17 protein-coding genes are annotated in these 18,965 nt (G+C 67.7%); 7 read left to right on the plus strand and 10 right to left on the minus strand.

Going from position 1 to position 18,965, the window contains the following annotated elements; all coding sequences use genetic code 11:
• Positions 1-36: 36 nt before the first annotated feature.
• From denD to DIE12_RS07995, 8 genes are all read right to left on the minus strand, one after another.
• Entirely contained in the window at positions 37-1,008 is a 972-nt protein-coding gene (gene denD, locus DIE12_RS07960; RefSeq protein WP_124521412.1) for a D-erythronate dehydrogenase, read from the minus strand.
• 28 nt (positions 1,009-1,036) lie between these two features.
• On the minus strand, positions 1,037-1,813 hold the full coding sequence (otnI, locus tag DIE12_RS07965) for a 2-oxo-tetronate isomerase (protein WP_124521414.1): 777 nt from the start codon (positions 1,811-1,813) through the stop codon (positions 1,037-1,039).
• A 59-nt stretch (positions 1,814-1,872) separates the two neighbouring features.
• Positions 1,873-3,198, minus strand: coding sequence for an MFS transporter (locus tag DIE12_RS07970; RefSeq protein ID WP_044844420.1), 1,326 nt, complete (start codon positions 3,196-3,198; stop codon positions 1,873-1,875).
• Positions 3,199-3,338: 140 nt separating this feature from the next.
• Positions 3,339-3,977 carry an aldolase gene (locus tag DIE12_RS07975; protein ID WP_124485393.1) on the minus strand — a complete coding sequence of 213 codons (639 nt, stop codon included), beginning with the start codon at positions 3,975-3,977 and terminating at the stop codon, positions 3,339-3,341.
• The gene (otnK, locus tag DIE12_RS07980; protein WP_124521416.1) at positions 3,977-5,263 is read right to left on the minus strand and encodes a 3-oxo-tetronate kinase; all 1,287 of its coding nucleotides are present in this window, start codon (positions 5,261-5,263) and stop codon (positions 3,977-3,979) included. The genes DIE12_RS07975 and otnK overlap by 1 nt, the downstream gene beginning before the upstream one ends.
• A gap of 19 nt (positions 5,264-5,282) precedes the next feature.
• Positions 5,283-6,173 (minus strand): L-threonate dehydrogenase, encoded by an 891-nt coding sequence (ltnD, locus tag DIE12_RS07985; RefSeq protein WP_124521418.1) that lies wholly within the window; start codon positions 6,171-6,173, stop codon positions 5,283-5,285.
• A 76-nt stretch (positions 6,174-6,249) separates the two neighbouring features.
• Positions 6,250-6,954, minus strand: coding sequence for a FadR/GntR family transcriptional regulator (locus DIE12_RS07990; protein WP_044844417.1), 705 nt, complete (start codon positions 6,952-6,954; stop codon positions 6,250-6,252).
• Positions 6,955-7,257: 303 nt separating this feature from the next.
• A complete protein-coding gene (locus DIE12_RS07995) occupies positions 7,258-8,331 on the minus strand; it encodes a GlxA family transcriptional regulator (protein WP_124521420.1) in 1,074 nt (357 codons plus the stop codon).
• Positions 8,332-8,572: 241 nt separating this feature from the next.
• On the opposite strand from DIE12_RS07995, the gene DIE12_RS08000 reads away from it, so the two are divergent.
• Genes DIE12_RS08000 through DIE12_RS08025 form a run of 6 tightly spaced genes read left to right on the plus strand, consistent with a single transcriptional unit; the run spans position 8,573 to position 15,608 of the window.
• Complete coding sequence (locus DIE12_RS08000; RefSeq protein WP_124521422.1) at positions 8,573-9,958, plus strand: L-serine ammonia-lyase; 1,386 nt, start codon at positions 8,573-8,575, stop codon at positions 9,956-9,958.
• 15 nt (positions 9,959-9,973) lie between these two features.
• Positions 9,974-11,218, plus strand: a complete 1,245-nt coding sequence (locus tag DIE12_RS08005) for a sarcosine oxidase subunit beta family protein (RefSeq protein WP_034180813.1) — start codon at positions 9,974-9,976, stop codon at positions 11,216-11,218.
• A gap of 26 nt (positions 11,219-11,244) precedes the next feature.
• Positions 11,245-11,544 carry a sarcosine oxidase subunit delta gene (locus DIE12_RS08010; RefSeq protein WP_124485108.1) on the plus strand — a complete coding sequence of 100 codons (300 nt, stop codon included), beginning with the start codon at positions 11,245-11,247 and terminating at the stop codon, positions 11,542-11,544.
• Positions 11,541-14,552 carry a sarcosine oxidase subunit alpha family protein gene (locus DIE12_RS08015; protein WP_044844413.1) on the plus strand — a complete coding sequence of 1,004 codons (3,012 nt, stop codon included), beginning with the start codon at positions 11,541-11,543 and terminating at the stop codon, positions 14,550-14,552. Before DIE12_RS08010 ends, DIE12_RS08015 begins: the two co-directional genes overlap by 4 nt.
• Positions 14,542-15,171, plus strand: coding sequence for a sarcosine oxidase subunit gamma (locus DIE12_RS08020; protein ID WP_044844412.1), 630 nt, complete (start codon positions 14,542-14,544; stop codon positions 15,169-15,171). The genes DIE12_RS08015 and DIE12_RS08020 overlap by 11 nt, the downstream gene beginning before the upstream one ends.
• Entirely contained in the window at positions 15,168-15,608 is a 441-nt protein-coding gene (locus DIE12_RS08025) for a dihydroneopterin aldolase (protein WP_006749884.1), read from the plus strand. The genes DIE12_RS08020 and DIE12_RS08025 overlap by 4 nt, the downstream gene beginning before the upstream one ends.
• Before the next feature lie 243 nt (positions 15,609-15,851).
• On the opposite strand, the gene DIE12_RS08030 is transcribed toward DIE12_RS08025, so the two are convergent.
• A complete protein-coding gene (locus tag DIE12_RS08030) occupies positions 15,852-16,964 on the minus strand; it encodes an alkene reductase (RefSeq protein WP_124521424.1) in 1,113 nt (370 codons plus the stop codon).
• 169 nt (positions 16,965-17,133) lie between these two features.
• Here DIE12_RS08030 and DIE12_RS08035 point away from each other — a divergent pair, with 169 nt between their 5' ends.
• Positions 17,134-18,009: a LysR family transcriptional regulator gene (locus DIE12_RS08035; RefSeq protein WP_124521425.1), complete on the plus strand. Its 876-nt coding sequence runs from the start codon at positions 17,134-17,136 to the stop codon at positions 18,007-18,009.
• Between the two features lie 65 nt (positions 18,010-18,074).
• Here the strand turns inward: DIE12_RS08035 and DIE12_RS08040 are convergent, their stop codons facing one another.
• Entirely contained in the window at positions 18,075-18,743 is a 669-nt protein-coding gene (locus tag DIE12_RS08040; protein ID WP_124521427.1) for a lytic transglycosylase domain-containing protein, read from the minus strand.
• Positions 18,744-18,965: the final 222 nt, after the last annotated feature.

Consider the following 18,965-nt stretch of genomic DNA (forward strand, 5'->3'; position numbering starts at 1 on the left):
CCGGGGCGGCTGCTTGCCTGCCGGGCGGCGCGGCCGTCAACGCCGTTCGTCGGCGAGATGGCTGCGGATGACGTCCGCGAACGACGTGTCGCCTTTCAGCCCGAGCGCTTCCGCGCGCGTCGTGTCCCAGCGGCCCGGCCAGCTGCCGACGATCTTCTCGACGCGTTCGTCCGGTGCATGGCGGATCAGCTTCACGACCTCGTCGCCCGCGACTTCGCGCAGCGCCGCGATCATTTCGTCGACCGACACCGACAGGCCGGGCAGGTTGATCACGCGCTTGTTGCCGAGTTTCTCGCTGTCGAGCTCGCAACCGGCGACGAGCGCGTCGATCGCGCCGCGCGGCGACAGCAGCCACAGCCGCGTCGACCCCGGCACCGGGCACACGCTTTCCTCGCCGTTCAGCGGCTCGCGGATGATGCCGCTCGCGAACGACGATGCAGCCGCGTTCGGGCGCCCCGGCCGCACGCTGATGGTCGGCAGCCGCAGCACGCGGCCGTCGACGAAGCCGCGGCGCGCGTAGTCGCAGAGCAGCAGCTCGGCGATCGCCTTTTCCGCACCATACGACGATTGCGGATTCAGCGCGGTATCGTCCCGCACGACGTCGGGCAGCACGCCGCCGTAGACGGCCACCGAGCTCGTGAACACGACGCGCGGACGATGGCCGCGCGCGCGGCACACTTCGAGCAGCGTGCGCGACGCGTCGAGGTTGATCCGCATGCCGAGATCGAAATCGGCTTCGGCCTGCCCGCTGACGATCGCCGCGAGGTGGAAGATCGCGCCCGTCTGCGTGTCGATCGCGCTTTCGAGCACCGCGCGATCGGCGATGTCGCCGACGATCGACGTCACGCGCGCGTCGCCGAAATCGCTGCCCTCGACGACGTCGAGCAGCACCAGCTCGTCGATCCTGCTGCTCCGGCCGTCGGGGCCGGTCAGCTCGCCGCGTTCGAGCAGCTTGCGCGCGAGACGCTGGCCGAGAAAGCCGGCGCCGCCGGTGATCAGTACTTTCATGTTCTTTGCCCTCTGAGGAATACGGAAATTACAGGTACGGCCTGAGCCAGCCGAGGCCCTCGGACGTGCCGGCCTTCGGGCGATACTCGCAGCCGATCCAGCCGTCGTAGCCCAGCGCGTCGATCAGCGCGAACAGATACGGGTAATTGAGTTCGCCGATGTCCGGCTCGTGACGCTCGGGCACGCCGGCGATCTGGATGTGGCCGATGCCCGCGAAATCGCGCTTGAGCTTCATCGCGAGGTCGCCCTCGACGATCTGGCAGTGATAGCAGTCGAACTGCACCTTCAGGTTCGGCGCGCCGACTTCCGCGCGGATGTCGTGCGCATCGTCCTGGCGGCTCAGGAAATAGCCGGGCATGTCGCGCTGGTTGATCGGCTCGATCAGGATCGTGATGCCGTGCGCGGCAGCCGCCTGCGCCGCATGCCGCAGGTTCGCCACGTAGGTGTCGCGATGGCGCGCGCGATCGGCGCCCGGCGCGACCATCCCGGCCATCACGTGCAGCTTCTTGTTGCCGAGCACGCGCGCATAATCGAGCGCCTGGTCGATGCCGCGCCGGAACTCGTCCTCGCGGCCCGGCAGCGATGCGATCCCGCGTTCGCCGGCGGCCCAGTCGCCGGGCGGCGCGTTGAACAGCGCCTGCTCGAGGTCGTGCGCGTCGAGGCGCGCGCGGATGTCCTCGGCGGCGAAGTCGTACGGGAACAGGTACTCGACGGCCTTGAAGCCGTCGTGCGAGGCAGCGGCGAAGCGTTCGAGGAACGCGTGCTCGGTGTACATCATCGAGAGGTTGGCGGCGAAGCGGGGCATGGCAGCGGTCCGGTGAATGAATGGGGCGGGGCGCCCGGCGCCCCGCGTCGAATGAAGGGTCAGCGGTTCACGAGTTTCGCGGGCGTGAGCCACACGGCGATCGCGCCGATCACGAGCATGCCGGCCAGCACGTACATGCCGGACGACGTGCTGTGCGTGACGTCCTTCAGGTAGCCGATCACGTACGGGCTCGCGAACCCGGCGAGGTTGCCGACCGAGTTGATGATCGCGATCCCGGCGGCCGCGGCGGAGCCGGCGAGGAACGCGGTCGGCAGCGACCAGAACAGCGGTGCGCAGGTCAGTACGCCGCCCGCCGCGAGCGACAGGAACACGATCGACACCGCCGTATTGTGCGAGTACGACGCGGCGACCGCAAACCCGACCGCGCCCATCAGCGCCGGCACGATCAGGTGCCAGCGGCGTTCGCGGCGCTTGTCCGCGCTGTGGCCGAACAGGTTCATCACGACGATCGCGACGACGAACGGGATCGCCGACAGCAGGCCGATCTGGAGCGTATCGGTGATGCCGGTCGATTTCACGAGGGTCGGCATCCAGAACGTGAGGCCGTACTGGCCGGTGACGAACGCGAAGTAGATCAGCGACATCCACCACATGCGCGGGTCGGCGAACACGGCCTTCAGCGAATGGCCGTGCTGCTGCTGTTCCTGCGGCTGCGCGGCGATTTCGTCCTCGAGCAGCTGCTTCTCGCGCGCGTCGAGCCACTTCGCGCTGCGGATGCCGTTGTCGAGATACAGGATCGTCGCGATACCGACGAGCAGCGCCGGCACGGCTTCGATCACGAACATCCATTGCCAGCCGTGAAAGCCCGAGCCGCCGTGGAAGCGCTCCATGATCCAGCCGGACAGCGGGTTGCCGAAGATGCCCGACACCGGAATCGCGGACATGAACACCGCGATGATCTTCGCGCGCCGATGCGACGGGAACCAGTACGTGAGGTAGAGGATCACGCCCGGATAGAAGCCGGCTTCCGCGAGGCCGAGCAGGAAGCGCAGCACGTAGAACTGCGTCGGCGTCTTCACGAACGCGAACACCGCCGACAGCAGGCCCCACGTGATCATGATCCGCGCGATCCAGATGCGTGCGCCGATGCGGTGCATCAGCAGGTTGCTCGGCAGCTCGAACAGGAAGTAGCCGAGGAAGAAGATGCCGGCGCCGAGGCCGAACACGGTTTCGCTGAACGCGAGGTCCTGCGACATCTGCAGCTTCGCGAAGCCGACGTTCACGCGGTCGAGATACGCGACCACGTAGCAGAGCATCAGGAATGGCACGATGCGCCAGAACACTTTCCTGTAGGTGCGGTCGAGCTCGGCCGATTGGGCGGGCGCGGCGGGCGAGCGGCTTGCGGCCGCGTCGAGAGCAGTCATCGTCGTCTCCAGATATGTCGTGTGCCGGCGGCGCGTAGGCCGCCGGATCGTGTGTGTGTGCTGACGGAAGGGCCCGCGCACACGGCGGGCATGGGAATCGCTACGGAGTCCTGTGTGATTCGTATACGCGACGCGTTGCGTTACCAGCGCGCGCCGAAGGCCTGGCGCAGTTCGTCGAGCGCGGCGTCGGACAGCGGCTCGGGCTTCGGGTCCGTCATCAGCCACAGCCGCGCGGTTTCCTCGAGTTCCTCGAGCGCATACGATGCGTGCGACACCGACGAACCCCACATCACCGGGCCGAGGCGGTCGAGCAGCACGCCGCGCACCTGGTCGGCGAGCGCCGCGACTTCGGCCGCGACGGCCGGGTCGCCGGGGCGGCGATAGCGGATCAGCGGAATGTGGCCGACCTTCATCACGTAGTACGGCGTGAGCGGCGGCAGCACGTCGGTGTCGCGCCACACGCCCGCGAGCGTCAGCGCGACGAGGTGCGTCGAATGCGTATGGACGATGCCGTGCGCTTGCGCGTTGCGCGCGTAGATCCCGCGATGAAGCGCAAGCGTCTTCGACGGCCTGCCGCCCGATACCGGCTGGCCGTCGAGGCCGACCTTCGCGATGTCGTTCGGGTCGAGGCGGCCGAGGCACGCGTCGGTCGGCGTGATCAACCAGCCGTCGTCCAGGCGCGCGCTGATGTTGCCGGCGCTGCCGACCGCGTGGCCGCGCGCATACAGGCTCGCGCCGACGACGCAGATCTCTTCGCGCAGTGTCGCTTCGTGACTCATCATGCGGCTCCGTCGAGTGCGCGCAGCGCCTTGTCGAAAAAGTCCACCGTGCCGAAGTTGCCGGACTTCAGCGCGAGGCCGAGCGGCTGCGCGTCGATGGTGGCCGTCGCCGGCACGCCCGGATCGATCTGCGCGCCGATCTGCAGCGATTTCACGTCGAGCGCCTGCACGACCGCGCCGGACGTCTCGCCGCCGGCCACGACGAACTTGCGCACGCCGAGGTCGCGCAGGCCGCGGGCGATCGCCGCGAGCGTGCTTTCGACGAGATGGCCGGCCGCTTCGACGCCGAGCGCGTGCTGGACGGCCTTCACTTCGTCGGGCGTCGCGGTCGCGTAGATCAGCACGGGCTGCGGCAGGTGCGAGCGTGCGAACGCGAGTGCCGCGTCGACGACGGGTTCGCCGCGCGAGGCCGCGAGCGGATCGATCCGGAAGCTCGGCCGGCTTTCGCGCCACGCGGCGACCTGTGCGTTGGTCGCCTTCGACGCGCTGCCGGCGAGCACCGCCGACGATCCGTCGATCTGCGGCAGCGAGGCTGCGTTGTCGCGCTCGGGCAGTTGGTCCACGCGGCGGAAATTCGCGGGCAGGCCGAGCGCGACGCCCGAGCCGCCGGTGACGAGCGGCAGGCCCGCGCACGCTTCGCCGAGCACGTAGAGGTCGTGATCCGACAGCGCGTCCGCGATCGCGAAGCGCGCGCCTTCCGCGCGCAGCTGCTCGATCCGCTCGCGCACGGCGGCCGCACCCAGCGCGATCGTGTCGTAGCGGATCAGGCCGACTTGCGACTTCGTCTGCCGCTGCAGCACGCGCACGAGGTTCGCGTCCTTCATCGGCGTGAGCGGGTGGTTCTCCATTCCCGATTCGTTCAGCAGCACGTCGCCGACGAACAGGTGGCCGCGATAGATCGTGCGGCCGTTCTCCGGGAACGCCGGGCACGCAATCGTGAAGTCGCCGCCGGCCGCATCGAGCAGCGCGTCGGCCACCGGCCCGATGTTGCCCGCGTCGGTCGAATCGAACGTCGAACAGTACTTGAAGAAGAACTGGCGGCACCCTTGCGCGCGCAACCATTCGTAGGCGGCAAGCGATTGCGCGACGGCGTCGGCGGCGGGAATCGTGCGCGACTTCAGCGCGACGACGATCGCGTCGGCATCGATTGCGGTGCCGCCGGCGGGCACGCCGATCGTCTGCACGGTACGCATGCCGCTCTTGACGAGCATGTTCGCGAGATCGGTCGCGCCGGTGAAATCGTCGGCGATGCAGCCGAGCAGGGGGCGGGAAGCGGAAGCGGTCATGGCGGGAACGTCGTTCGAATCAGCGGGCGGGCGGCAGCGTGATGCCGGGGAAAGTCTTGATCACGGCGGAATCGTCCTCGCCGCCGTGGCCGGCGCTCGATGCGCTCATGAACATCTGGTGCGCGGTGGCCGACAGCGGCAGCGGGAACTTGCTGCGGCGCGCGGTATCGAGCACGAGGCCGAGATCCTTCACGAAGATGTCGACGGCCGACAGCGGCGTGTAGTCGCCGTTCAGGATGTGCGGCACGCGGTTCTCGAACATCCACGAGTTGCCGGCGCTGTGCGTGATCACGTCGTACAGCGCGTCGGCATCGACGCCTTCGCGCAGGCCCAGCGCCATCGCCTCGGCGGCCGCCGCGATATGCACGCCGGCCAGCAGCTGGTTGATGATCTTCACCTTCGAGCCGATGCCGTGCGCGTCGCCGAGGCGATAGACCTTGCCGGCGATCGCGGCGAGCACGTCATCGCAGGCCGCATACGCGGCGGCGGGGCCCGACGTCATCATCGTCATCTCGCCGGAGGCCGCGCGTGCGGCGCCGCCGGACACCGGCGCATCGAGCATCTGCAGGCCTGCGGCCTCGATGCGCGCGCCGAGCGCAACCGCGAAGTCGGGCGCGACGGTCGCGCTCGCGATCACGACGCCGCCCGGCTTCATCGCCGCGACCGCGCCGTGCTCGCCGAACAGCACCGTTTCGGTCTGCGCGGCATTGACGACGAGCGTGACGACGACGTCGCACTGCGCGCCGAGTTCGGCCGGGTTCGCGCAGGCCACGCCGCCTTCGGCCGCGAATGCCTGCAGCACGGTGTCGCGCACGTCGCACGCGTGCACGCGGAACCCCGCGCGCAGCAGCGAGCGGGCGACGCCGAGGCCCATCGCGCCGAGGCCGATGACTCCAACATTTCGTGACATGGTCAACCTTGATCGATTCGGAAAAGGTTCGGGACAACGACGGCGCCGGTTCGGCCCGGGCCGCCGCATTCGTTCATCAACAGATGCCGGCTTCCGCGAGGCGGCGCGCGGCGTTGTACATGTGCGTGCGTGCCGCGTTGCGCGCCGCCATCGGGTCGCGTGCGCGGATCGCGTCCGCGATCGCCGCGTGTTCGTCGCGCACCTGCCGCGAGAAATCCTCGCGCGTCGCTTCGTTGCGCCGCGTGACCTTCACGCCGGCCTCGAGGTACTGGTTCAGGAACTGCAGCGTCTTCAGGAAATACGGGTTGCCGGTAACGGCCGCGATCGTGCGGTGGAACGCGACGTCTTCCGCGACGCCGTCGCGCCCTTCGGCCACCGCATCGTCGATCTTGCGCAGCGCGTCGTCGATGTCGGCCATGTCGTCGGCGGTGTGATGCAGCGCGGCTTCGGCCGCGACTTCAGCCTCGATCGCGCGGCGCACCGCAAGCAGGTGCGGCAGCGAGCTCGCCTCGACGGCTTCCGCGTAGTCGATCCGCAGCGGCCGGATCGCGCCGTGCTGGTTCACGTACACGCCGCTGCCCTGGCGCGGCTCGACCACGCCTTCGTTCTTCAGGCGCGAGATCGCCTCGCGGATCACGGTGCGGCTCACGCCGAATTCCTGCGCGAGCACGGCTTCCGTCGGCAGCTTGCCGGTGGCCGAGAAACTGCCGGCTTCGATCTGCTTCAGCAGCTGCTGCGCGACGTGGTCGCTCATCGCACGGGCGGGAATTTTCTCGAACATGGCGCTCTGGTTTGTAAGGTGATGTGGTCATCATACAAATTTGAAGGTGCGTCAGCATCCGGAATAACCCTCGATCAATGAGTTGCAACGTCGGTCAAATTGATTGGAACCGGTTCCAAATGGCGGGGAAATGTGGCGATCGTGCCGGGTTCGATGTGCGGTTGGCGGGCGAAGGGAGGGCGGAGGTGAAGGGCGAACGGCGGGGGCCGAGGCGAAGGGTGAAGAGCGAAGAACGAAGAACGAAGAACGAAGAACGAAGAACGAAGAACGAAGCCGCGCGCCGGCGGCGCGCGTGATCGTCAATCAGTCGGCGACGTCTTCCACGGGATCGGGATCGGTCGCCGCCGACATACCGCCTTCCGCGACTTCCCCGCCGCGCTCGCGATAGGTCGCCGGCGGCACGCCGAACTGCTTGCGGAACTCGCGGCCGAGGTGCGACGCGTCGGCGAACCCGCAGCTCGACGCGATATCGGCGACGGTGCGGTCGGAACTGGTCAGCAGCCAAGCGGCCGTGCGCAGCCGCACCTGCTTCGCGAACGCCTGCGGGCTTTTGCCCGTCTCGGCCTTGAACAGCCGCTCGAGCTGGCGGGTCGACATGTCCAGCTTGCACGCGAGTTCCTCGAGCGGCAGCGCGCGCCCGACATGCTGTTCCATCAGGAGAATCGCGCGCTTGACCTTCGGATGCGTGGCCGGCTCGAGGCCCGGCGGATGCGGCTGCGGCGCATTGCCTTTCTGCATCTCGCCGACCAGCAGGATGCGCAGCGCCTTCTGCACGGTCGCATGGTCGAAATGGCGCAGCAGGATCGCGGCGGCGACGTCGATCGACGCACGGCCGCCCGAGCAGGTGATCCGGCGCCGGTCGATCACGAACAGGCGATCGGCGATCAGCAGGTCCGGATCGGCGTTCGGGAAGCGCTCGATGAAATCCCAGTAGTGGAACCAGCTCACGCAGGTGCGGTAGCCGTCGAGCACGTTCGCGCGCATCAGCGTGAACACGCCCGTGCAGATGCCGACGACCGTCGCGCCGTCCGCCGCCGCGCGGCGCACGAACTCGAGCGTTTCGGGGCCGGCTTGCGGCCCCGAATGCAGCAGCCCGCCGACCACGACCACGTAGTCGAACGGCTCGGCGCTCTCGAAGGTTTCCCACGGCGTGATCTGGATCCCGCAGCTCGCGCGCACCGGCGCCAGCGTTTCGCCGATCACGCTCCACGCGCAGCGCACCGGCTTGCTGTAGTCGCCGTCGTCGGCCGACAGCCGCAGCATGTCGACGAAACCCGAGAAGGCCGTGAGCGTGAAGTTCGGCAGCAGCACGATGCCGAAGCGGATGCGCCGCGGCGCAGGTTCGGCGAGGGGGAAAGCGGGTACGTCGGGTGTCATCGCGGTCAATCTCGTCACGCCGGGAAGGCGGGTCTCACTTGTTGCACTCTGCTTGCGGGCGCGCCGGCCGACTTGTGGTTTTGCGTCGCCGATCATCGTCAAAACGCACTTTCCGGCCGTCCTGCGCGGGGCTTGGCGGCGGTATCCCACGCCGATGCCGTTTTTGTTCTATCGGCCAATTTTACGCTTTGATGTACTGATGCCAACGACATTTCACGTACGCCCACCCAGAGGAAGCCAGATGAACGTCAGCGCGTTCGACCTGTTCAAGATCGGCATCGGCCCGTCCAGTTCGCATACGGTCGGCCCGATGATCGCCGCGTGCCGCTTCGCGTCGCACATCGAGGACGCGAACCTGCTCGGCTTCGTGCGCCGCGTGCGGGTCGAACTATACGGCTCGCTCGGTGCAACGGGCAAGGGCCACGGCACCGACAAGGCGGTGCTGCTCGGCCTCGAGGGCCACCTGCCGGACACGATCGATCCGGACCTGATCGAGCCGCGGCTCGCGGCGATCCGCGCGGAGAAGTCGCTGGCGCTGCTCGGCAAGCAGACGATCCGCTTCGACGAGAAGGAGAACATCGGCTTCTACCGCAAGCTGATGAGCGGCACGAGCATCGTGCATCCGAACGGGATGCGCTTCCAGGCGTTCGACGAGCACGGCCAGCTGCTCGTCGAGAAAGAGTATTACTCGGTCGGCGGCGGCTTCGTCGTGAATCGCGACGGCGATCGCGTGAACGGCGTGCGCGCGGCGGTCGAGGTGCCGTATCCGTTCCGCACCGGCGACGACCTGATGCGCCAGTGCCGCGAACACGGGCTGTCGATCGCCGAACTGATGCTGCGCAACGAATGCGCGCTGCGGCCGGCCGACGAAGTGCGCGCCGGGCTGCTCGCGATCTGGCGCACGATGGCCGCGTGCGTCGAGCGCGGCTGCAAGGTCGAGGGCGAACTGCCGGGCCCGATGCGCGTGAAGCGCCGCGCGGCCGAACTGAACGGGCGCCTGCGCGCGCGTTCGGAGGAGTCGCTGCGCGATCCGCTGTCGATGCTCGACTGGGTCAACCTGTACGCGATGGCCGTCAACGAGGAGAACGCGGCGGGCGGCCGGGTCGTCACCGCGCCGACCAACGGCGCGGCCGGCGTGATTCCCGCGGTGCTGCACTACTACGTGAAGTTCGTGCCGGGCTCGAACGAAGCCGGCATCGTCGAATTCCTGCTGACGGCCGCGGCGATCGGGATCATCTACAAGGAAACGGCGTCGATCTCCGGCGCGGAAGTCGGCTGCCAGGGCGAAGTGGGCGTCGCGTGCTCGATGGCCGCCGCCGCGCTGGCCGCGGTGATGGGCGGCACGCCTGACCAGGTCGAGAACGCGGCCGAGATCGGCATGGAGCACAACCTCGGCATGACCTGCGATCCGGTCGGCGGGCTCGTGCAGATTCCGTGCATCGAACGCAACGCGATGGGCGCGATCAAGGCGCTGAACGCGTCGCGCATGGCGCTCAAGGGTAACGGCCAGCACTACGTCTCGCTTGATTCGGTGATCAAGACGATGCGCGAGACGGGGGCCGACATGAAGACGAAATACAAGGAAACGTCGCGCGGCGGTCTTGCCGTGAACGTCATCGAATGCTAACGAAGGATCACTAACATGAGCCGCTACTCGATATTCAGCCTGTTCCGCAACGGCCTCTCGTATCACGAGAACTGGGAAAAGCAGTGGAAGAGCCCGGAACCGAAGAAGGAATACGACGTCGTGATCGTCGGCGGCGGCGGCCACGGCCTCGCGACCGCGTACTACCTCGCGAAGGAGCATGGCATCACGAACGTCGCGATCCTCGAGAAGGGCTGGATCGGCGGCGGCAACACCGCGCGCAACACGACGATCGTGCGCTCGAACTACCTGTGGGACGAATCGGCCGCGCTGTACGAGAAGGCGATGAAGCTGTGGGAAGGGCTGTCGCAGGACCTCAACTACAACGTGATGTTCAGCCAGCGCGGCGTGATGAACCTCGCGCACACGCTGCAGGACGTGCGTGACACCGAGCGTCGCGTGAACGCGAACCGCCTGAACGGCGTCGACGCCGAATTCCTGACGCCCGCGCAGATCAAGGAAATCGAGCCGACGATCAACCTGAACAGCCGCTACCCGGTGCTCGGCGCCTCGATCCAGCGCCGTGCGGGCGTCGCGCGTCACGACGCGGTGGCCTGGGGCTTCGCGCGCGGCGCCGACCGCGCCGGCGTCGACATCATCCAGAACTGCCAGGTGACGGGCATTCGCCGCGAAGGCGGCGCGGTGGTCGGCGTCGACACGGTGAAGGGCTTCATCAAGGCGAAGAAGGTCGCGGTGGTCGCAGCCGGCAACACGACGACGCTCGCCGACATGGCCGGCGTGCGCCTGCCGATCGAAAGCCACCCGCTGCAGGCGCTCGTGTCCGAGCCGATCAAGCCGGTGGTGAACTCGGTGATCATGTCGAACGCGGTGCACGCGTACATCAGCCAGTCCGACAAGGGCGACCTCGTGATCGGCGCGGGTATCGACCAGTACACGGGCTTCGGCCAGCGCGGCAGCTTCCACATCATCGAGAGCACGCTGCAGGCGATCATCGAGATGTTCCCGGTGTTCTCGCGCGTGCGGATGAACCGCCAGTGGGGCGGCATCGTCGACGTGTCGCCGGACGCCTGCCCGATCATCACCAAGACCGACGTGAAGGGCCTCTATTTCAACTGCGGCTGGGGTACCGGCGGCTTCAAGGCGACGCCGGGCTCGGGCTGGGTGTTCGCGCACACGATCGCCCGCGACGAACCGCACCCGCTGAACGCCCCGTTCGCGCTCGACCGCTTCTACACGGGCCACCTGATCGACGAACACGGCGCTGCCGCCGTTGCGCACTAAACCCGACGACCATTGGAGAAAGAAACATGTTGCTGATCGAATGTCCGTGGTGCGGGCCGCGCGCCGAATCCGAGTTCACGTGCGGCGGTGAAGCCGACATCGTGCGCCCGGTCGCGAACGAGACCATGACCGACCGCGAATGGGGCGAATACGTGTTCATGCGCGAGAACAAGCGCGGCCTGCACAAGGAGCAATGGCTGCACACGCAGGGCTGCCGCCGCTGGTTCAAGGTGACGCGCGACACGGTGACCTACGATATCAAGGGCTACGAAAAGTTCGGTGGCGCAGCTGCCGGCAACGCACACGAAGAGGGCACGAGCAAATGAGCCAGAAAGACCGCCTCGGCACCGGTGGCCGCATCAATCGCGCGATTCCGTTGACGTTCACGTTCAACGGCCGCACGTACCAGGGCTTCCAGGGCGACACGCTCGCGTCCGCGCTGCTCGCGAACGGCGTGCACTTCGTCGCGCGCAGCTTCAAGTACCACCGTCCGCGCGGGATCGTGACGGCCGACGTCGCGGAACCGAATGCCGTCGTGCAGCTCGAAACCGGCCCGTACACGGTGCCGAACGCGCGTGCGACCGAGATCGAGCTGTACCAGGGCCTCGTCGCGACGAGCGTGAACGCCGAGCCGTCGCTCGAGAACGACAAGTACGCGATCAACCAGAAGTTCTCGCGCTTCATGCCGGCCGGCTTCTACTACAAGACCTTCATGTGGCCGCGCAACATGTGGCCGAAGTACGAAGAGAAGATCCGCGAGGCCGCCGGCCTCGGCAAGGCGCCCGAAGTGCTCGACGCCGATCGCTACGACAAATGCTACGCGCACTGCGACGTGCTCGTGGTCGGCGGTGGCCCGTCGGGCCTCGCCGCCGCGCATGCGGCAGCGATCGCCGGCGCACGCGTGATCCTCGTCGACGACCAGCGCGAACTCGGCGGCAGCCTGCTGTCGTGCCGCGCGGAAATCGACGCGAAGCCCGCGCTGCAATGGGTCGAGAAGATCGAGGCCGAGCTGCGCAAGCTGCCCGACGTGACGATCCTGTCGCGCAGCACGGCGTTCGGCTACCAGGACCACAACCTCGTGACGGTCACGCAGCGCCTGACCGATCACCAGCCGGTGTCGATGCGCAAGGGCACGCGCGAGCTGCTGTGGAAGGTCCGCGCGAAGCGCGTGATCCTCGCGACCGGCGCGCACGAGCGTCCGATCGTGTTCGGCAACAACGACCTGCCGGGCGTGATGCTCGCCGGCGCGGTGTCCACCTACGTGCATCGCTACGGCGTGCTGCCGGGCCGCAACGTGGTCGTGTTCACGAACAACGACCGTGCGTACCAGACCGCGCTCGACCTGAAGGCATGCGGTGCGAAGGTGACCGTCGTCGATTCGCGTGCGTCGTCGAACGGCGCGCTGCCCGCGGCCGCGAAGCGGCAGGGCGTGACGGTGATGAGCGGTGCGGTCGTGACGGCCGCTTCGGGCAAGTGGCGCGTATCGTCGGTCGACGTCGCGTCCTACTCGAACGGCCAGACCGGCGGCAAGCTGCAGTCGCTGCCGTGCGACCTCGTCGCGATGTCGGGCGGCTTCAGCCCGGTGCTGCACCTGTTTGCGCAGTCGGGCGGCAAGGCGTGCTGGAGCGACGAGAAGGCGTGTTTCCTGCCGGGCAAGCCCGTGCAGGCCGAAGCGAGCGTCGGTGCGGCCGCGGGCGAGTTCGGTCTCGCCCGTGCGCTGCGGCTCGCGGTCGACGCGGGCGCCGAAGCGGCGAAGGCCGCGGGCTTCACGGCCGCGCAGCGCCCCGTCGCGCCGCAGGTCGCGGAAACCGTCGAAGGTGCGCTGCAGCCGTTGTGGCTCGTCGGCAGCCGCGAGGCCGCCGCACGCGGGCCGAAGCAGTTCGTCGACTTCCAGAACGACGTGGCGGCCGCCGACATCCTGCTGGCCGCGCGTGAAGGCTTCGAGTCGGTCGAGCACGTGAAGCGCTACACCGCGATGGGCTTCGGTACCGACCAGGGCAAGCTCGGCAACATCAACGGGATGGCGATCCTCGCGCAGGCGCTCGGCAAGACGATTCCGGAAACGGGCACGACGACGTTCCGCCCGAACTACACGCCCGTGTCGTTCGGTACGTTCGCGGGCCGCGAGACGGGCGACTTCCTCGACCCGATCCGCAAGACGGCCGTGCACGAATGGCACGTCGAGCACGGTGCGATGTTCGAGGACGTCGGCAACTGGAAGCGGCCGTGGTACTTCCCGAAGAAGGGCGAGGACCTGCATGCGGCCGTGAAGCGCGAATGCCTCGCGGTGCGCAACGGCGTCGGCATCCTCGACGCGTCGACGCTCGGCAAGATCGACATCCAGGGTCCGGACGCGGTGAAGCTGCTGAACTGGATGTACACGAACCCGTGGAACAAGCTCGAGATCGGCAAGTGCCGCTACGGGCTGATGCTCGACGAAAACGGGATGGTGTTCGACGACGGCGTGACGGTGCGCCTCGCCGACCAGCATTTCATGATGACGACGACCACCGGCGGCGCGGCGCGCGTCCTCACGTGGCTCGAGCGCTGGCTGCAGACCGAATGGCCCGACATGAAGGTGCGGCTCGCGTCCGTCACCGATCACTGGGCGACGTTCGCGGTGGTCGGCCCGAAGAGCCGCAAGGTCGTGCAGAAGGTCTGCCAGGACATCGACTTCGGCAACGACGCGTTCCCGTTCATGAGCTACCGGAACGGTACCGTCGCGGGCGCGAAGGCGCGCGTGATGCGGATCAGCTTCTCGGGCGAGCTCGCCTATGAAGTGAACGTGCCGGCCAACGCGGGCCGCGCGGTGTGGGAAGCGCTGATGGCAGCGGGTGCCGAGTTCGACATCACGCCGTACGGCACGGAAACGATGCACGTGCTGCGCGCGGAGAAGGGCTACATCATCGTCGGCCAGGACACCGACGGCTCGATCACGCCGTACGACCTCGGGATGGGCGGGCTCGTCGCGAAGTCGAAGGACTTCCTCGGCAAGCGTTCGCTGTCGCGCTCCGATACGTCGAAGGAAGGCCGCAAGCAGTTCGTCGGCCTGCTGACCGAGGACGAACAGTTCGTGCTGCCGGAAGGCGCGCAGATCATCGCGAAGGACACGCAGGTGTCGGCGGTCGATCCGACGCCGATGATCGGCCACGTGACGTCGAGTTATTACAGCCCGATCCTGAAGCGCTCGATTGCGCTGGCGGTGGTGAAGGGCGGCCTGAACAAGATGGGCGAGAGCGTCGTGATTCCGCTGGCCAACGGCAAGCGCATCACCGCGAAGATCTCGAGCCCGGTTTTCTACGATACCGAAGGGGTGCGCCAGCATGTGGAATGAAACGAGAAACCAGACGCCGGTGGCGGGCGCGGGCGTGACGCTTGAATCGCCGTTCGTCGGCGCGGCCGATGTGCTGAAGCTGCACCAGGCACGCGCATCGAAGAAGTTCACGCTGCGCGAGCGGCCGTTCCTCGATCTCGTGAACGTGCGCGGCGAGCTGAGCGACCCGGCATTCGTCAGCGCGTTCGAGCGCGTGGTCGGCTGCCGGCCGCCGGCGGTGCCGAACACGGTCGCGCGCGGCGCCGAGTACGACGTGCTGTGGCTCGGTCCCGACGAGTGGCTCGTGCGCTCGAACGGGCCCGTGCAGGCGGGCGTGCTCGAGGCGCAACTCGCGGAGGCCGTGCAGGGTTCGTATGCGGCGGCCGTCGACGTCGGCAGCGGCTACACGGTCGTCGAGGTCAGCGGCGAACGCGTGCGCGACGTGATCGCGCGCGGCTGCCCGCTCGACCTGCATCCGCGCGTGCTGAAGCCGGGCCAGTGCGCGCAGTCGCACTACTTCAAGTCGCCGATCACGCTGATCCCGACCGGCGACGATACGTTCGAGATCGTCCTGCGCCGCAGCTTCGCCGACTATTTCGTGCGCATCATGCTCGACGCCGCGGCGCCGCTCGCATCATGAAGCCGTTCGACGAACCGTTCGTGGCGATCGACGCGCCGCGCCTGCGCGGGCGTGGCTGGAGCGTGTTCGTCGACGAACTGAAGGTGCCCGCGCGGATCGGCATCCACGCGCACGAGCACGAGGCGCCGCAGCCGATCGTGATCGATGCGCGGCTCGGGTATCGCTGCGAGCCGAGCGAGCAGGGCGAGTGGATCGACTACGACGGCTACTGCGCGCGCGTCGCGTCGTTCCTGTCGCACAAGCCGCATACGCGGCTGCTGGAGACGCTCGTCGCCGATCTCGCGGTGCTGTCGTTCCGCGAATGGCCCGCGCTGGAGTCGCTGACGCTGTCGATGTACAAGCCGAAGATCCGGCCGGGGACGAAGCGCGTGGGCGTGTCGCTCGACTGGACGCGCGGGGATTACCTGCGGTGGACGGGGGCGGCGGGGCAGCTTTGAGCGGGTAGGGCTGGTCGGCGGGATCCGGTCAGTGCGAGACGGCGGCGCGGAGGCGTCGCCGTTTTGTTTTTAATTCCTGAAATAGCAGAACAATGGCCGGTTGCGGGCCATCGCCGCCTTTATTCCTGAAATGTCGGAACAATGCGCGATCCGGTCGTTCCGTTCGGCTGATGGCACGGGGCTCCCCGGCCATCGCCGCGACACCATTCCGGCATGTCGCGGCGACGGCCTCACGCGACTCCGTCACGCCGCCGCGCCGCTCAACGCCGGATAGTCGACATACCCGCGCGCATCGCCGCCGAAGAACGTGGCGCGCTGCGCGTCGTTCAATGGCGCGCCCGTCTTCACGCGCGTCACGAAATCCGGATTCGCGAGCACCATCTGCCCGTACGCTTCGAGATCGGCGAGACCCGCTGCTACGTCGGCGCCGATCGAATCGCGCGCGCGGCCCGGGCGATTGAGAATCAGCGTGCCGCGCCAGCGCGCGCGCAGATCCGCGAGCAGCGACTCGTCACCCTGGTGCATCACGTGCAGATACGCGAGGCCGAGCGCGTCGAGCTGCGTCGCGAGGTAGCGGTACAGGTCGGCGCTGTCCGGACCTTCGTCGATGCCCCACAGCGTGGTGCCGGGCGACAGGCGGATCGCGGTGCGGTCCGCGCCGATCTCGTCGGCGATCGCCGCGGCGACTTCGATCGCGAACCGGGCGCGATGCTCGATCGATCCGCCGTATGCGTCGGTCCGCGTATTGGCGTTCGGCGCGAAGAACTGCTGGACCAGATACCCGTTCGCACCGTGGATCTCGACGCCGTCGGCGCCGGCTTCGATCGCGCGCCGCGCGGCGAAGCGGAAGTCGTTCACGGTGTCGCGCACCTCGGCAGTCGTCAGCGCGCGCGGCACCGGAATCTCCTGCATGCCCGTCGCGGTGAACATCGGCACGCCCGGTGCAATCGCCGACGGCGCGACGCCCGGCCGGTGATGCGGTGTGTTGTCGGGGTGCGACATGCGGCCCACGTGCATCAACTGGATGAACAGCCGGCCGCCGCGTGCGTGCACGTCGTCGCTGATCGTCTTCCAGCCGGCGACGTGCGCGTCGGTATAAATGCCCGGCGTCGTCAGGTAGCCCTGGCCGTCGTCCGACGGCTGCGTGCCCTCGGTAACGATCAGCCCGAGGCCGGCGCGCTGCGCGTAATACTCGGCGGCCAATATGCCGGGCGTGCCGTCGAATGCGGCGCGGCTGCGCGTCATCGGCGCCATCACGAGTCGGTTGTCGAGCGTGTACCGGCCGACGCGGACCGGGGCGAACAGTTGCTGCGTATCTTCTTCATCGGCACGTGCCGAAACGAACAGGGGTTTCATCTCGTTTTCCTCATCGAAGTTCGGAATGCGTCATCGGGGCGATGCCGCATCGGGCGCTCACCGCGCACGTTGCGCCGGCCTCGCGCCCACGTCTGCATCATCCATTGCTTCCTTTTCGAGATAAACCGGGTATCGTGGAGAACATTGATCCATTGGTGGAGCATTCCGCATGGAACTGCTGAACGACATGGCGCTGTTCGTGGAGGTCGTGAAGGCGCGCGGCTTCCGCAGCGCCGCCGACACGCTGGGCATGCCGAACTCGACGCTGTCGCGGCGGATCGCCGCGCTGGAAAAGGCCATCGGCCTGCGCTTGCTGCATCGCACGACGCGCCGGATCGAACTCACGGAGGCCGGACAGCTGTATTTCGCGCGCTGCAAGCGGATCGTCGACGAGGCGCGGCTCGCGCACGAGCAGCTCGGCGAGCTGCTGGCCGAACCGTCGGGCGTGCTGCGCGCGTCGTTTCCGGTCGATTTCGCGGTGATCTACCTGACGCCGCTGATCGTCGAATTCGCGGCACGGTATCCGAAGCTGACGTTCGATTTTGAACTGACGTCGCGGCGCGTCGATCTCGTCAGCGAGCCGTTCGACGTCGCGATCCGCATCGGCGAATCCGCGGACTCGCAACTCGTCGCACGGCGGCTCGCGACGTTCCGCAACTGCCTGTATGCGTCGCCGCGTTATCTCGACCGCGCGGGCGAGCCGCTCGAACCGGCCGACCTGACGCGGCACCAGTGCATGAGCGTACAACGCGTTGCCGCATGGACGCTGCTCTGCGGCGAGCGCACGGTCGAGGTGCCGGTGGGCAGTCGGTTTGTCGTGAACAGCGTCGGCATGAACCGGCAGCTGGCCGTGCACGGCGCGGGAATCATCCAGTTGCCGGAGGAAGTGGTGGCCGATGATGTGGCGGCCGGCCGGCTGCGCCGCGTGCTGCCCGACTGGGAGGGCACGCCGGTGCCCGTCTACGCGATGACGGAAACGCGGTTGCTGCCCGCGAAGACGCAGGTTTTCATCGAATTCTTGCGCGCGCATTTCGCGCGGGAGTGATGCGGGAGCGTGTGCGGCGGTGTGTCGAGCTGCTTCAGGAGACGCTCGTACGGTGTGCCGTGCGCTTACTTCCCGTTACGCTTCGCTGCCGGCGCCGCGGCGGACGGATCGCTGACCGGCACCATGCGTGCCTTCCCGTCGCTCGCGGTATTCGTACCGTCGTCGGGATCGAGCACGAAGCGGAACGCGTCGACGCGCTGCATCACCTTCGCCGCATACGCGTTGGAGCCGCCATAACTCCTCAGCCCGGCTTGCACGTTGCCACCGGCCGCCCGCACATAGCCCGACAGGATCTTGGAGCCCGCTTCGACGTTCGCATTCGGCTCGGTGAGGTCCTTCACGTCGCGCAGCATGCCGCGGTGTGCTGCCGGCACGACCTGCATCAGCCCGGTCGCGCCATGCTGGCCGCGCGCTTTTTCCTGAAAGCGCGATTCGATCGAGATAATCGCGTAAACGAGTGCCGGAGGCAGCGAATATTTCGTCGCAGTGACGCTCACGATGTCGGCGAGCTTCGCGGCGCGCTCTTTCGCGACGCCGAATTTCTTCGTCAGGTAGGAGGTGATGCGGCGGTTTGCTTCGTTCGGCTGATCGTTCGCGAGCGGGGCGGAGGCCTCGGCCGGCGCGGATGCGGCCGCTTCGGGCGCGGAGGCAGGCAGCGTTGGCACCTGCTGCGCCGAGGCCTGTTGCGCAATGCCGAGCGAAAGCACGATCAGCCAGAGAAACCGTCGTCGCATGGTGGAGTGCGGGGAAATGAGAGGCGCATAGTATATCGGCCAATCGTGGTACGCGTTCGAGCGCAGGCTCGAATGAAAGCACGATGTAGGCTTGTATCGATGCGCGCGGCGCGCAGACGGGATCGTTGCACGAACACGCATCGGAGTCCGGAGGAAGCCCGTCCGGCATTTTTCGCGCCCCCTTTTTCTCCCGCGACGCAGCGACTGCGGGTGCGTAATCCG

This window comes from Burkholderia sp. Bp9015, from assembly GCF_003853505.1.
GTDB lineage: Bacteria > Pseudomonadota > Gammaproteobacteria > Burkholderiales > Burkholderiaceae > Burkholderia.